16 protein-coding genes are annotated in these 13,616 nt (G+C 32.2%); all 16 read left to right on the top strand.

Features of this window, described 5'->3' with window-relative positions:
- The first annotated feature begins 4 nt into the window (after positions 1–4).
- The 16 genes from yabA to NSQ15_RS11315 all read left to right on the top strand — a co-directional run bounded on the left by yabA (position 5) and on the right by NSQ15_RS11315 (position 13,532).
- Positions 5–352: a DNA replication initiation control protein YabA gene (gene yabA, locus NSQ15_RS11390; protein WP_017638153.1), complete on the top strand. Its 348-nt coding sequence runs from the start codon at positions 5–7 to the stop codon at positions 350–352.
- A gap of 94 nt (positions 353–446) precedes the next feature.
- A complete protein-coding gene (locus NSQ15_RS11385; RefSeq protein WP_017638152.1) occupies positions 447–1,172 on the top strand; it encodes a tRNA1(Val) (adenine(37)-N6)-methyltransferase in 726 nt (241 codons plus the stop codon).
- Positions 1,165–1,413: a GIY-YIG nuclease family protein gene (locus NSQ15_RS11380; RefSeq protein ID WP_017638151.1), complete on the top strand. Its 249-nt coding sequence runs from the start codon at positions 1,165–1,167 to the stop codon at positions 1,411–1,413. Before NSQ15_RS11385 ends, NSQ15_RS11380 begins: the two co-directional genes overlap by 8 nt.
- 1 nt (position 1,414) lies before the next feature.
- Positions 1,415–2,254, top strand: coding sequence for a 16S rRNA (cytidine(1402)-2'-O)-methyltransferase (rsmI, locus tag NSQ15_RS11375; RefSeq protein WP_070452020.1), 840 nt, complete (start codon positions 1,415–1,417; stop codon positions 2,252–2,254).
- A 228-nt stretch (positions 2,255–2,482) separates the two neighbouring features.
- The gene (metG, locus tag NSQ15_RS11370) at positions 2,483–4,453 is read left to right on the top strand and encodes a methionine--tRNA ligase (RefSeq protein WP_017638149.1); all 1,971 of its coding nucleotides are present in this window, start codon (positions 2,483–2,485) and stop codon (positions 4,451–4,453) included.
- A gap of 28 nt (positions 4,454–4,481) precedes the next feature.
- Positions 4,482–5,258 carry a TatD family hydrolase gene (locus tag NSQ15_RS11365; RefSeq protein WP_017638148.1) on the top strand — a complete coding sequence of 259 codons (777 nt, stop codon included), beginning with the start codon at positions 4,482–4,484 and terminating at the stop codon, positions 5,256–5,258.
- A gap of 142 nt (positions 5,259–5,400) precedes the next feature.
- Positions 5,401–5,949 carry a ribonuclease M5 gene (gene rnmV / locus NSQ15_RS11360; protein ID WP_017638147.1) on the top strand — a complete coding sequence of 183 codons (549 nt, stop codon included), beginning with the start codon at positions 5,401–5,403 and terminating at the stop codon, positions 5,947–5,949.
- Between the two features lie 4 nt (positions 5,950–5,953).
- The gene (gene rsmA, locus NSQ15_RS11355; RefSeq protein ID WP_017638146.1) at positions 5,954–6,844 is read left to right on the top strand and encodes a 16S rRNA (adenine(1518)-N(6)/adenine(1519)-N(6))-dimethyltransferase RsmA; all 891 of its coding nucleotides are present in this window, start codon (positions 5,954–5,956) and stop codon (positions 6,842–6,844) included.
- Between the two features lie 99 nt (positions 6,845–6,943).
- Positions 6,944–7,207, top strand: a complete 264-nt coding sequence (veg, locus tag NSQ15_RS11350) for a biofilm formation stimulator Veg (RefSeq protein WP_217194209.1) — start codon at positions 6,944–6,946, stop codon at positions 7,205–7,207.
- Positions 7,208–7,507: 300 nt separating this feature from the next.
- The gene (gene ispE / locus NSQ15_RS11345) at positions 7,508–8,356 is read left to right on the top strand and encodes a 4-(cytidine 5'-diphospho)-2-C-methyl-D-erythritol kinase (protein ID WP_017638145.1); all 849 of its coding nucleotides are present in this window, start codon (positions 7,508–7,510) and stop codon (positions 8,354–8,356) included.
- 13 nt (positions 8,357–8,369) lie between these two features.
- Positions 8,370–9,194, top strand: a complete 825-nt coding sequence (purR, locus tag NSQ15_RS11340) for a pur operon repressor (protein ID WP_340747191.1) — start codon at positions 8,370–8,372, stop codon at positions 9,192–9,194.
- Positions 9,195–9,210: 16 nt separating this feature from the next.
- Positions 9,211–9,585, top strand: a complete 375-nt coding sequence (locus NSQ15_RS11335) for a RidA family protein (protein WP_017638143.1) — start codon at positions 9,211–9,213, stop codon at positions 9,583–9,585.
- A gap of 71 nt (positions 9,586–9,656) precedes the next feature.
- Positions 9,657–9,959, top strand: a complete 303-nt coding sequence (gene spoVG / locus NSQ15_RS11330) for a septation regulator SpoVG (RefSeq protein ID WP_029056247.1) — start codon at positions 9,657–9,659, stop codon at positions 9,957–9,959.
- A 319-nt stretch (positions 9,960–10,278) separates the two neighbouring features.
- A complete protein-coding gene (glmU, locus tag NSQ15_RS11325) occupies positions 10,279–11,643 on the top strand; it encodes a bifunctional UDP-N-acetylglucosamine diphosphorylase/glucosamine-1-phosphate N-acetyltransferase GlmU (protein WP_340747164.1) in 1,365 nt (454 codons plus the stop codon).
- Positions 11,644–11,747: 104 nt separating this feature from the next.
- Complete coding sequence (locus NSQ15_RS11320) at positions 11,748–12,713, top strand: ribose-phosphate diphosphokinase (protein WP_017638140.1); 966 nt, start codon at positions 11,748–11,750, stop codon at positions 12,711–12,713.
- Positions 12,714–12,866: 153 nt separating this feature from the next.
- Entirely contained in the window at positions 12,867–13,532 is a 666-nt protein-coding gene (locus tag NSQ15_RS11315) for a 50S ribosomal protein L25/general stress protein Ctc (RefSeq protein WP_017638139.1), read from the top strand.
- Positions 13,533–13,616: the final 84 nt, after the last annotated feature.

Below are 13,616 nucleotides of genomic sequence, written 5' to 3'. Positions count from 1 at the left end.
ACCTTTGAATCGGAATGAGTTATTTGAAAAATTGATGCGCTTAGAAACAAATATGAATCAACTTAATGAGGATATGTCTGATTTAAAAGATTTAGCTGTAGCACTTGTTGAAGAAAATGTAGCGCTTCAAGTAGAAAATGATAATTTAAAACAATTAATGGATAAGAGTGAAAGTTCAAATTCAGAAACTGTTAACTCACACCAAACTAAAAATGTAAAAAAACCACTACCTAGTAAAGATAACTTAGCAATGTTATATAAAGAAGGATTTCATATTTGCAAAGGTGAGTTATTTGGTAAACATAGACATGGTGAAGATTGCTTATTATGTTTAAATGTATTAAGTGATTAAACATTTTTGATATTAGAAAGACGATAGGGATGTGTTATGAGTAGACAATGAATTACTACGATATAACAGCGTCCCTTTTTTAGGAGAAAGATAAATGCTAAAGGATAATGAGAGGTTAGATTCACTAATCAAAGAAAACTTAAAAATAATTCAAAATGATGATGTATTTTCCTTTTCAACTGATGCATTGTTACTAGGCGATTTTGCAGAAATTAGGAAAAAAGATAAAGTCATAGATATATGTTCAGGAAATGGCGTAATACCATTACTTCTATCATATAAAGGTAATCAACCTATTGAAGGCATTGAAATTCAACCACAACTTGTAGATATGGCTCAACGAAGTTTTAAATATAATCAACTAGACGATCGACTTTATATGCATCAAATGGATGTCAAAAGTGTATTCCAACATTTTAAACCATCTCAATATTCTGTTGTTACATGTAATCCACCATATTTTAAAGAAAATCAATTACATCAACATCAAAAGGAAGCTCATAAAATTGCTAGACATGAAATCTTATGTAAATTAGAAGATTGCTTAATGGCAGCTAGACATTTATTGAAACAAGGTGGCAGATTATATATGGTTCATAGAGCTGAAAGAATGATGGATGTTCTAACTGAAATGCGACGCGCAAATATTGAACCTAAACGTCTAACATTAGTTTATAGTAAATTGGATAGAGACGCTCAAACCATATTAGTTGAAGGAAGAAAATCAGGAAATCAAGGTTTGGATATTACACCCCCATTTTATATTTATCAAAAGGATGGGATGTATTCAGAAGAAATGAAGGGTATATATTATGGATAAACATTTTGTTTATATTGTAAAATGTAAAGATGGAAGTCTATATACAGGGTATGCTAAAGATATAAAAGCACGTGTAGCGAAACATAATGAAGGTAAAGGTGCCAAATATACAAAAATAAGACGTCCGGTAGAGTTAGTTTATCAAGAAACATATTCGACCAAATCAGAAGCATTAAAACGTGAATATGAAATTAAGACCTTCACTAGACAAAAGAAATTAAGAATGATTAAAGAGGGATAATATGTCTACATTATATTTAGTCGGAACGCCAATAGGTAATTTAGCTGACATTACTTATCGTGCAATAGATACACTCCATCAAGTAGATTTAATTGCATGTGAAGATACAAGAGTTACACGTAAACTATGTAATCATTATGAGATTAAGACACCTTTGAAATCTTATCATGAACATAATAAAGATCAACAAACTGAATATATGATAGAACAATTATTATCAGGTTTGAATATAGCTTTAGTGTCTGATGCAGGGTTACCGCTAATCAGTGATCCTGGGTATGAATTAGTAGTTGAAGCACGAAAACAGAATATTAAAGTAGAAACCATACCAGGACCGAATGCTGGTTTAACGGCATTAATGGCAAGTGGATTACCATCTTTTACATATACATTTTTAGGCTTTTTACCTAGAAAAGACAAAGATAAAGTTAATATTCTTTCAGAACGTATGTATCAAAATAGTACACTTATTATATATGAATCTCCACACAGAGTGACAGATACATTAAAATCCATTGCTAAAGTTGATAACCATCGCCAAGTTTCACTAGGACGAGAGTTAACTAAAAAATTTGAGGAAATTGTTACAGCAGATGTGGAAACTTTATCGACTAAGGTGCAAAACAATGATATTCCATTAAAGGGAGAATTTGTAATCTTAATTGAGGGCGCTGAAGCTGAAATCTCAACATTATGGTTTGAAGATATGTCTGTCGAGGAACATGTGAATTATTATATAAAAGAAAAAAGTGTTAAAACCAAAGCAGCTATTAAAATGGTTGCAGAAGATCGACAAAGTAAAACAAGCGAAATTTATAATATTTATCATCATATTGATTAAAAGTAGCTAAATATTAAAAAATAGATAGCACATATTATAAACGATTAAATAATAGAGAGTTTCAACACAATAATGCTTTAAATTATGGTATTGTAGTAAAGATAATATTAACCAATTGTTTAGTAACAAATATTTGAAATGAGTAAATAAACGTACTAACGGTACACAATTGAAAAGCAAAATAAATTTAGATATCATTTAATTTGTAAGAAACGAGGAGGACCATTGATGGCTAAAGATACATTTTATATAACAACACCAATTTATTATCCAAGTGGCAACTTGCATATAGGTCACGCATATTCTACTGTAGCAGGTGACGTAATTGCTAGATATAAAAGAATGCAAGGTTACGATGTTCGATATTTAACAGGTACTGACGAACATGGTCAAAAAATTCAAGAAAAAGCACAAAAAGCAGGCAAAACAGAATTAGAATATTTAGATGAAATGATTGCCGGAATTAAAAACTTATGGGATAAATTAGAAATTTCTAATGATGATTTTATTCGAACTACTGAAGAACGCCACAAACAAGTCGTTGAAAAAGTATTTGAGCGTTTATTAAAACAAGGCGATATTTATCTTGGTGAATATGAAGGTTGGTATTCTGTACCAGATGAAACATATTATACAGAATCACAACTTGTGGAACCAGTATATGAAAACGGTAAAATTGTTGGCGGTAAAAGCCCAGATTCAGGTCATGAAGTAGAATTAGTTAAAGAAGAAAGTTATTTCTTCAATATTAAGAAATATACTGATCGATTACTAGAATTTTATGATCAAAATCCAGACTTTATTCAACCACCTTCAAGAAAGAATGAAATGATTAATAACTTTATTAAACCAGGATTGGAAGACTTAGCGGTATCACGTACATCATTTAATTGGGGCGTTAGTGTACCTTCAAATCCAAAACATGTGGTTTATGTATGGATTGATGCACTTGTAAACTATATTTCATCCCTAGGTTATTTATCAGATGATGAAACATTATTTAACAAATATTGGCCAGCTGATATACACTTAATGGCTAAAGAAATTGTACGATTCCATTCAATTATATGGCCAATTTTACTAATGGCTTTAGACTTACCATTACCTAAAAAGGTATTTGCTCATGGTTGGATTCTAATGAAAGACGGTAAAATGAGTAAATCTAAAGGGAATGTCGTTGATCCTAACGTACTGATTGATCGCTATGGTCTAGATGCTACTCGTTATTATTTAATGAGAGAATTACCATTTGGTTCAGATGGCGTATTCACGCCAGAAGCATTTGTTGAAAGAACAAATTATGATTTAGCTAATGACTTAGGTAACTTAGTTAATCGTACTATTTCTATGATTAATAAATATTTCCAAGGAGAACTACCTGCATATCAAGGCCCTAAACATGAATTAGATGAAGATATGGAAGCAATGGCATTGGAAACAGTTAAAGAATTCCATGAAAATATGGATAGTTTACAATTCTCAGTTGCTTTATCAACAGTTTGGAAATTTATTAGTCGTACTAATAAATATATTGATGAAACAACGCCTTGGGTTTTAGCTAAAGATGAAAGTCAAAAAGACATGCTTGGTAATGTAATGGCACACTTAGTTGAAAATATTCGTTTTGCATCAGTATTATTACGTCCATTCATTACACATGCACCAAAAGAAATATTTAAACAATTAAATATCAATAATCCAGAACTAACTGAATTCTCTAGTTTAGAAACATACGGTGCATTAACTGAACCTATTACTGTTACAGCTAAACCAACACCAATTTTCCCAAGACTAGATACTGAAGCGGAAATTGCATATATTAAAGAATCAATGCAACCACCAAAATCAACAGAACAAGAATCAGTTCCAAGTAAAGATATTATTGATATTAAAGATTTTGATAAAGTAGAAATTAAAGCTGCAACAATTGTTGATGCAGAAAATGTTAAAAAATCAGATAAACTATTAAAAATTCAAATAGATTTAGATAATGAACAAAGACAAATAGTATCAGGTATTGCTAAATTTTATCGTCCAGAAGATATCATTGGTAAAAAAGTAGCAGTAGTTACTAATTTAAAACCAGCGAAATTAATGGGACAAAAATCAGAAGGTATGATTTTATCAGCTGAAAAAGATGGTGTCTTAACACTTATTAGCTTACCTAATGCTATTCCAAATGGTGCAATCGTTAAGTAAGATATTCTATTAAATAAGGGGGATAATCATGTTAATTGATACACACGTTCATTTAAATGATGAACAATATGATGAAGATTTAAAAGATGTCATTACTCGTGCTAGAGAAGATGGTGTTGATCGCATGTTCGTTGTAGGGTTTGATACACCTACAATTGAACGTACGATGGAGTTAATAGACCAATATGAATTCATCTATGGTATTATCGGTTGGCATCCTGTAGACGCAATTGATTGTACAGAAGAAAGATTAGAGTGGATTGAAAACTTAGCAAAACATCCGAAAATAATTGGTATTGGAGAAATGGGTCTAGATTATCATTGGGATAAATCACCTGCCGATGTTCAAAAAGAAGTATTTAGAAAGCAAATTGCTTTAGCTAAACGTGTGAAATTACCAATTATTATTCATAATCGTGAAGCGACACAAGATTGTGTGGATATTTTAATGGAAGAACACGCTGAAGAAGTTGGCGGTATTATGCATAGTTTTAGTGCATCACCAGAAATTGCTGATGTTGTTATCAATAAATTAAATTTCTACGTTTCATTAGGTGGTCCAGTGACATTTAAGAATGCAAAACAACCTAAAGAAGTAGCTCAACACGTGCCTATGGATCGACTATTAGTTGAAACGGATGCACCATATTTATCTCCTCATCCATACAGAGGTAAACGTAATGAACCACAACGCGTGACATTAGTAGCGCAACAAATTGCAGAATTACGCGATATGACTTATGAAGAAGTTTGTAAGCAAACAACTGAAAATGCTGAAAGATTATTTAAGTTAAATAAAGCATAATTGTTAAACTGAGAAAGGTATCATTTCATTGGATATCTTTCTCAGTTTTTATTAAATTAAGACTGAAGGCAGTGTGATTAATCATATTTTGTTAAAATATAAAGAGCTTACAGTTAATTACTTTTGAAGAAGGAATTAAAATATGAAAATAAATGAATTTATAGTAGTAGAAGGCAGGGACGACACACAACGTGTAAAATCTGCAGTTGAATGCGATACAATTGAAACAAATGGTAGCGCAGTAGATGAAGAGGTCATCGCTGTTATTAAACAAGCGCAAGAAACACGCGGTGTGATTATACTAACTGATCCAGATTTTCCTGGGGATAAAATTAGAAACACAATTAAGGACCGTGTCCCTGGAGTAAAACATGCTTATATTGATAGAGAAAAGGCTAAAAATAAAAGAGGCAAAATAGGTGTTGAACATGCTCAAGTTGAGGATATAAGAGAGGCACTCATGTACGTAAGTTCTCCATTTGAAGAAGCTGAAGAATCTATTGATAAAAGTGTGCTCATAGAATTAGGACTAATTATAGGTAAGGATGCACGAAGAAGACGTGAAATCTTAGGCCGAAAATTACATATTGGACATTCGAATGGTAAACAATTATTAAAAAAATTAAATGCCTTTGGGTATAATGAAGATGATGTAAGACAAGCATTAAATGAAGATAAGGGAAGTGAATGATGATATGGATCATAAAGATATAGCAACGCCATCGCGAACAAGAGCATTATTAAATCAATATGGATTTGATTTTAAGAAAAGTTTAGGTCAAAACTTTCTTATCGATGTAAATATAATTAACAAAATTATTGATGCTAGTAATATTGATAAAAGTACAGGCATCATAGAGGTTGGACCTGGAATGGGTTCTCTGACAGAACAATTAGCGAAACATGCTAAGAAAGTCATGTCATTTGAAATTGATCATCGACTTATACCTGTACTCAAAGAGACGTTAGCGCCATATGATAATGTGACGATTATTAACGAAGATATTTTGAAAGCGGATATTGCATCGGCGGTTAGTGAACACTTAAACGATTGTGATAAAATTATGGTCGTTGCTAATTTACCATATTATATAACGACACCTATATTACTTAATTTAATGCAACAAGACATACCTATCGATGGATATGTTGTGATGATGCAAAAAGAAGTCGGCGAACGTTTGAATGCTGAAGTAGGTACTAAAGCATACGGTTCATTATCTATTGTGACGCAATACTATACAGAAACAAGTAAAGTACTTACAGTTCCTAAAACAGTATTTATGCCACCACCCAATGTAGACTCTATTGTGGTTAAGTTAATGCAAAGAGAAACACCATTAGTAGATGTTGATGATGAAGAAGCATTCTTCAAGCTAGCAAAGGCCGCATTTGCACAACGTCGTAAAACGATTAATAATAATTATCAAAATTTCTTTAAAGATGGTAAACAGCATAAAGAAAGTATATTAAATTGGTTAGAAAAAGCTGGTATCGATCCTAGACGACGCGGAGAAACATTGTCAATTCAAGATTTTGCTATGTTATATAAAGAAATGGATAATTTTCCAGAATTAGTAAATTAAATTGTTGACAAAGCTTTCGTACCTTGATAAAATTTTAGTTTTATTTGACAAAAACGCTACAAACATGGTAATATAACACTTGTAGCGAGGTGGAGCAATATGCCAAAATCAATTTTGGACATCAAAAATTCTATTGATTGTCATTTAGGAAATCGTATTGTACTTAAAGCCAATGGTGGTCGTAAGAAAACAATCGAACGTTCTGGTGTGTTAAAAGAGACATACCCATCAGTATTTGTTGTTGAACTAGACCAAGATAAGCATAACTTCGAAAGAGTATCTTATACATACACTGATGTATTAACAGAGAACGTACAAGTTTCATTTGAAGAAGATAATCATCAAGAAGAAATTGCACACTAAATAGACATAATAATATAGTTGTAGTTATGACTACACTATCATTTTAAGTTTTATATCATATTAAGGTGAGTATTGAGCGAGATGTTCAATACTCTTTTTTTGTTTTAAATCTTAAAATACTTTCTTAAATTTTAAATAAGTGAAGATGAATTATTGATAATCATTGATTTAATTCATTTTTAATATATTCTAAGAATGATTGATATAATTATTTATGAAAAAAATGAACATTAACTATCAAATCTTTTAGTCCTTTATGTTAAAATCATCTTATTAAGATTACGAAGAGAGGGCGGAAAAATGATATATGAAACGGCACCTGCCAAAATAAATTTTACGCTCGATACACTTTTTAAAAGAGAAGATGGCTATCACGAGATTGAGATGATTATGACTACAGTTGATTTAAATGATCGACTTTCTTTTCAAAAGAGAAAAGATAACAAAATTGTGGTTGAAATCGAACATAATTTTGTAACCGATGATCATAAGAATTTAGCATATAAAGCTGCTGAATTAATGACAAGAACATATGATTTGAAACAAGGCGTGACAATTACGATTGATAAAGATATTCCGGTATCAGCTGGCTTAGCAGGTGGTTCAGCAGATGCAGCTGCCACTATGAGAGGTATGAATCGTTTATATAATTTAAATATATCTTTGGATGAACTGTGTACATTAGGTAACAAAATTGGAACTGATGTTTCATTTTGTATATATAACAAGACTGCTTATTGTACTGGTCGAGGTGAAAAGGTGTCATTTTTAAACAAACCACCTTCTGCCTGGGTTGTATTAGCAAAGCCGAATATTGGCATTTCTTCACCAGATGTATTTAAAGCGTTGGATTTAAATTATAGTCATGAAGTATATACTCAAGATTGTATAGAAGCGTTAAAATTTTCGGACTATGACAAGTTATGCGCCAGTTTATCTAATAGATTAGAACCTATTTCGATGGAGATGCACCCAGAAATTAAAAAGATAAAAGAAAATATGTTGCAATGTGGTGCAGACGGAGCTTTGATGAGTGGTAGTGGACCAACAGTTTATGGTTTAGCACAAAAAGAAAGCCAAGCCAAAAATATTTATAATGCTGTAAACGGATGTTGTAACGAAGTATATTTAGTTAGATTATTAGGATAGAAGGGTTGAAATGATGAGGTATAAAAGAAGTGAACGAATTGTGTTTATGACACAATATTTGATGAACCACCCGAATAAATTGATTCCTTTAACATTTTTCGTAGATAAGTTTGAACAGGCAAAATCTTCAATTAGTGAGGATGTACAAATTATTAAAAGTACATTTCAAAAAGAAGCATTGGGAACAGTTACGACTACAGCAGGAGCAAGTGGAGGCGTAACATATAAACCGATGATGAGTAAGGAAGAAGCGACTGAAGTTGTAAATGAAGTTATTTCATTACTAGATGAGAAAGATAGATTGTTGCCAGGCGGTTATTTATTCTTATCAGACTTAGTCGGAAACCCTACATTATTAAATAAGGTAGGTAAATTGATAGCGAGTATTTATATGAACGAACAACTAGATGCTGTAGTCACGATTGCTACGAAAGGTATATCGCTTGCTAATGCAGTAGCAAACGTATTAAATTTACCTGTAGTAGTTATTAGAAAAGATAATAAAGTAACAGAAGGTTCTACAGTTTCTATCAATTATGTTTCAGGATCGTCTAGAAAAATAGAAACAATGGTATTATCTAAGCGTACATTAGATGAAAATTCTAATGTACTTGTCGTCGATGATTTTATGAGAGCAGGTGGCTCAATCAACGGTGTTATGAATTTAATGAATGAGTTTAAAGCACACGTAAAAGGGGTATCAGTACTCGTAGAATCGAAAGAAGTAAAACAAAGGTTAATAGAAGATTATACTTCCTTGGTAAGACTATCAGATGTTGACGAATATAATCAGGAATTTAAAGTAGAACCAGGCAATAGCTTGTCTAAATTTTCTTAAAGGAGCGAATTACATCATGGAAATAATTAACACAAATAAAGCACCAGAAGCATTAGGACCTTATTCACATGCTACAGTAGTAAATGGACTTGTTTATACATCAGGTCAAATCCCACTTAATTTAGAGGGAGAAATTGTCAGTGATGATGTAAAAGAACAAACTAAACAAGTTTTAGAAAATTTATCTGTGGTACTTAAAGAAGCAGGTTCAGATTTAGATAATGTTGTTAAAACAACTATTTTTATTTCTGATATGAATAATTTCCAATATATAAATGAGGTATATGGAAGTTATTTCGATAAACATCAACCAGCACGTAGCTGTGTAGAAGTAGCTAGACTACCTAAAGATGTTAAAGTAGAAATAGAATTAATTAGTAAAGTTAAATAAAGGATATAATTTTCTTTTGAGCAATTGTCAAGCTTCTAATAAAACAAAGATATACTAGGGGGGCTCACTACATGAAAGTGACAGATGTTAGACTTAGAAAAATAGATACAGATGGTAGAATGAAGGCGCTTGTTTCTATCACATTAGACGAGGCGTTTGTAATCCATGACTTACGTGTGATTGAAGGAAACTCAGGTCTTTTTGTCGCAATGCCAAGTAAACGTACACCAGATGGTGAATTCCGCGACATCGCGCATCCAATTAACTCAGAAATGAGACAAGAAATTCAAGATGCAGTGATGAAAGTATATGATGAAACTGATGAAGTCATTCCTGATAAAAATGCAACATCAGATGAATCTGACGAAGCTTAAATATAAACATATTTTACAGAGTCAACATATTATACTATGTTGACTCTGTTTTTGTTTTTAGGACTACTTTTAAAATATAACATTTACTTTCAAGTATATTTTGTCCCTCTTCATTAAATGTTTTAATCATTTGAACTTACTTAAAAATTTAAGCATTAAAATCAACACCATAACAACTAACATTAAGTAAATTATTCATGGTTTTGTAAGTGAATAGCACATAATAAGTATTTCATCTAAATAGGTTATATGTTGAAAGAGTGATAGCGGTTAAATTATAATAGTAGAGAAGTGTATATTTTATGGAGGGTTAGCATTCATGCAAAGACATGCGATAATATTGGCAGCAGGCAAGGGCACAAGAATGAAATCAAAAAAATATAAAGTGCTACATGAAATTGCTGGCAAATCAATGATTGAACATGTAGTTAATAATGTTCAACAATCAGGCGTGAACCAGCTTATAACAATCGTTGGACACGGTGCTGAAAGTGTGAAAGAAACATTAGGTAAGCAATCATTGTATAGCTATCAAGATCAACAACTTGGTACAGCACATGCAGTGAAAATGTCAGAAGAACATTTAAGAAATAACGAGGGTACAACATTGGTTGTGTGTGGAGATACACCACTTATCACAGCTGAAACACTAAAATCTTTAATCGAACAACATGAATCATCCCAATCCAAAGCTACTGTTTTAACAGCTACAGCTAATGACCCAAAAGGTTATGGAAGAGTAATTAAAGATAAAGAAGGACAATTATTGAGAATAGTAGAGGAAAAAGACGCTAACAACGAAGAAAAAGCAATTACTGAAATTAGTTCAGGTATCTTTGCATTTGATAATAAAACCTTATTTGAAAAATTAGATCAAGTTAAGAATGATAATGTGCAACAAGAATATTATCTACCTGATGTCATTTCTTTAATTCTTAAAGATAATGGTAAAGCAAGTACATATCATACAGATGACTTTGAAGAAATTATTGGCGTAAATGATAGAGTCATGCTAAGTCAAGCTGAGAAAGCATTACAAAAGCGCTTAAATCTATTTCATATGAGAAATGGGGTTACAATTATTGATCCAGCAAGTACGTTTATTGGACCTGATGTAAAAATAGGTATGGATACAATAATTGAACCCGGTGTCAGAATTAATGGTAAAACTGTAATTGGTGAAGAAGTTAAGATTGGTCAATATTCAGAAATTAATGACAGTGTCATTGATTCTTATGCAAATATTAAACAATCAGTCATCAATGAGTCTCAAGTAGGCAAATATACGAATGTAGGCCCATTTGCACAATTAAGACCAGGTTCTCAATTAGGTGCAGAAGTTAAAGTAGGTAACTTTGTAGAAGTGAAAAAAGCTGAACTTAAAGATGGTTCTAAAGTGTCACATCTAAGTTATATTGGCGATGCCGAAATAGGCGAACGTACGAATATCGGTTGTGGTTCTATTACCGTTAATTACGATGGCGTGAATAAATTTAAAACGATTATTGGAAAAGATGCCTTTATCGGTTGTAACACCAATTTAGTTGCTCCAGTAACAGTAGGTGATCATTCGTTAATAGCTGCTGGTTCAACGATAACTGATGATATTCCAAATGAAAGTTTAGCATTAGCGAGAGCAAGACAAGTAAATAAAGAGGGCTATTTAAACAACGATAAGAAATAATTGAAATGAATATGTAAACATAGGATTTAGACTTTTGTCATAGTAATCAAGTTTATTTTTCTATATAATAGTAGATGTGTAAGTAAATAATTGGAGGACTATAAATGTTAAATAATGAATATAAGAATTCATCGCTAAAGATTTTTTCACTTAAAGGTAATGAACCTTTAGCACAGGAAGTAGCAGACCATGTAGGTATTGAATTAGGAAAATGTTCTGTAAAACGTTTCAGTGATGGAGAAATTCAAATCAATATAGAAGAAAGTATCCGTGGTTGTGATGTTTTTATCATCCAACCTACTTCATACCCAGTTAATCTACATCTAATGGAATTACTTATTATGATTGATGCTTGTAAACGTGCATCGGCGGCAAATATTAACATCGTAGTGCCTTATTACGGTTATGCTCGTCAAGATAGAAAAGCACGTAGTCGTGAACCTATTACTGCTAAATTAGTAGCAAACTTAATCGAAACTGCAGGAGCAAATCGCATGATCGCATTAGATTTACATGCGCCACAAATCCAAGGTTTCTTTGATATTCCAATTGATCATTTAATGGGTGTACCTATTTTAGCGCAACATTTCCAAAATGATCCTGCTATTAATCCAGAAGAATGTGTTGTTGTTTCACCTGATCATGGTGGTGTAACGAGAGCACGTAAATTGGCAGACATTTTAAAAACTCCAATTGCTATTATTGATAAACGTCGTCCAAAACCAAATGTGGCTGAAGTAATGAACATTGTGGGCGATATTGAAGGAAGAACAGCCATCATTATTGATGATATTATTGATACAGCAGGTACAATTACTTTAGCAGCTCAATCACTTAAAGATAAAGGTGCTAAAGAAGTATATGCATGTTGTACACACCCTGTATTATCAGGTCCAGCTAAAGAACGTATCGAAAATTCAGCAATTAAAGAATTAATCGTTACGAACTCAATTCAATTAGAAGAAAGTCGTAAACCAACAAATACGAAAGAACTTTCAGTTGCAGGTTTAATTAGTAAAGCTATTATTCGTGTATATGAAAGAGAATCAGTTAGTGTATTATTCGACTAAAATTGTTAAATGCGTTTGACGAAAATGTTTTAAGCGTGTATAATACATTCGTTCGTGATTATACGAATAAATAAACACTTACAAGCAACGATTGATGTTGATGGGTAAGTGAGGAGCTCATTAAAAGAGCGAAAGATGAAAGGTGGAAATAGAATGACTTCATTAAAGTCAATCATCCGTCAAGGTAAACAAACTCGTTCTGACCTTAAACAACTTAGAAATGCTGGTAAAGTACCTGCAGTTGTATATGGTTACGGAACAAAAAATACTTCAGTTAAAGTTGATGAAGTTGAATTTATCAAAGTTATCCGTGAAGTAGGACGTAACGGTGTTATCGAATTAGGTGTTGGTTCTAAATCAATCAAAGTAATGGTATCAGATTACCAATACGATCCATTGAAAAACCAAATCACTCATATCGACTTCTTAGCTATTAACATGACTGAAGAACGTACTGTAGAAGTACCAGTTCAATTAGTTGGTGAAGCAGTAGGCGCTAAAGAAGGCGGCGTAGTTGAACAACCATTATTCGACTTACAAGTAACTGCTACTCCAGATAATATCCCAGAATCAATCGAAGTTGATATCACTGAATTAAATATCAACGATAGCTATTCTGTAGCTGACATTAAAGTTTCTGGTGACTTCACTATCGAAAACGATCCTGAAGAATCTATCGTAACAGTAGTTCCTCCAACAGATGAACCTACTGAAGAAGAAGTAGAAGCTATGGAAGGCGAAGCAGCTACTGAAGAACCAGAACGCGTTGGCGAAGAAAATGACGACAACGAAGAAGAAGAAAATAAAGAAGAAGAATAAGATTATTATCAATTATAATATCTTATAAAGATTCTTAACTTTATTGACGAGCACTATGCTTATACTAATAAGCATAGTGCTTTT

The organism is Staphylococcus sp. FSL W8-0774, assembly GCF_038006785.1.
GTDB classification, from domain to species: domain Bacteria; phylum Bacillota; class Bacilli; order Staphylococcales; family Staphylococcaceae; genus Staphylococcus; species Staphylococcus pasteuri.
Note: the sequence above shows the minus strand (reverse complement) of the source record. Positions and strands in the feature narration are given on the sequence as shown.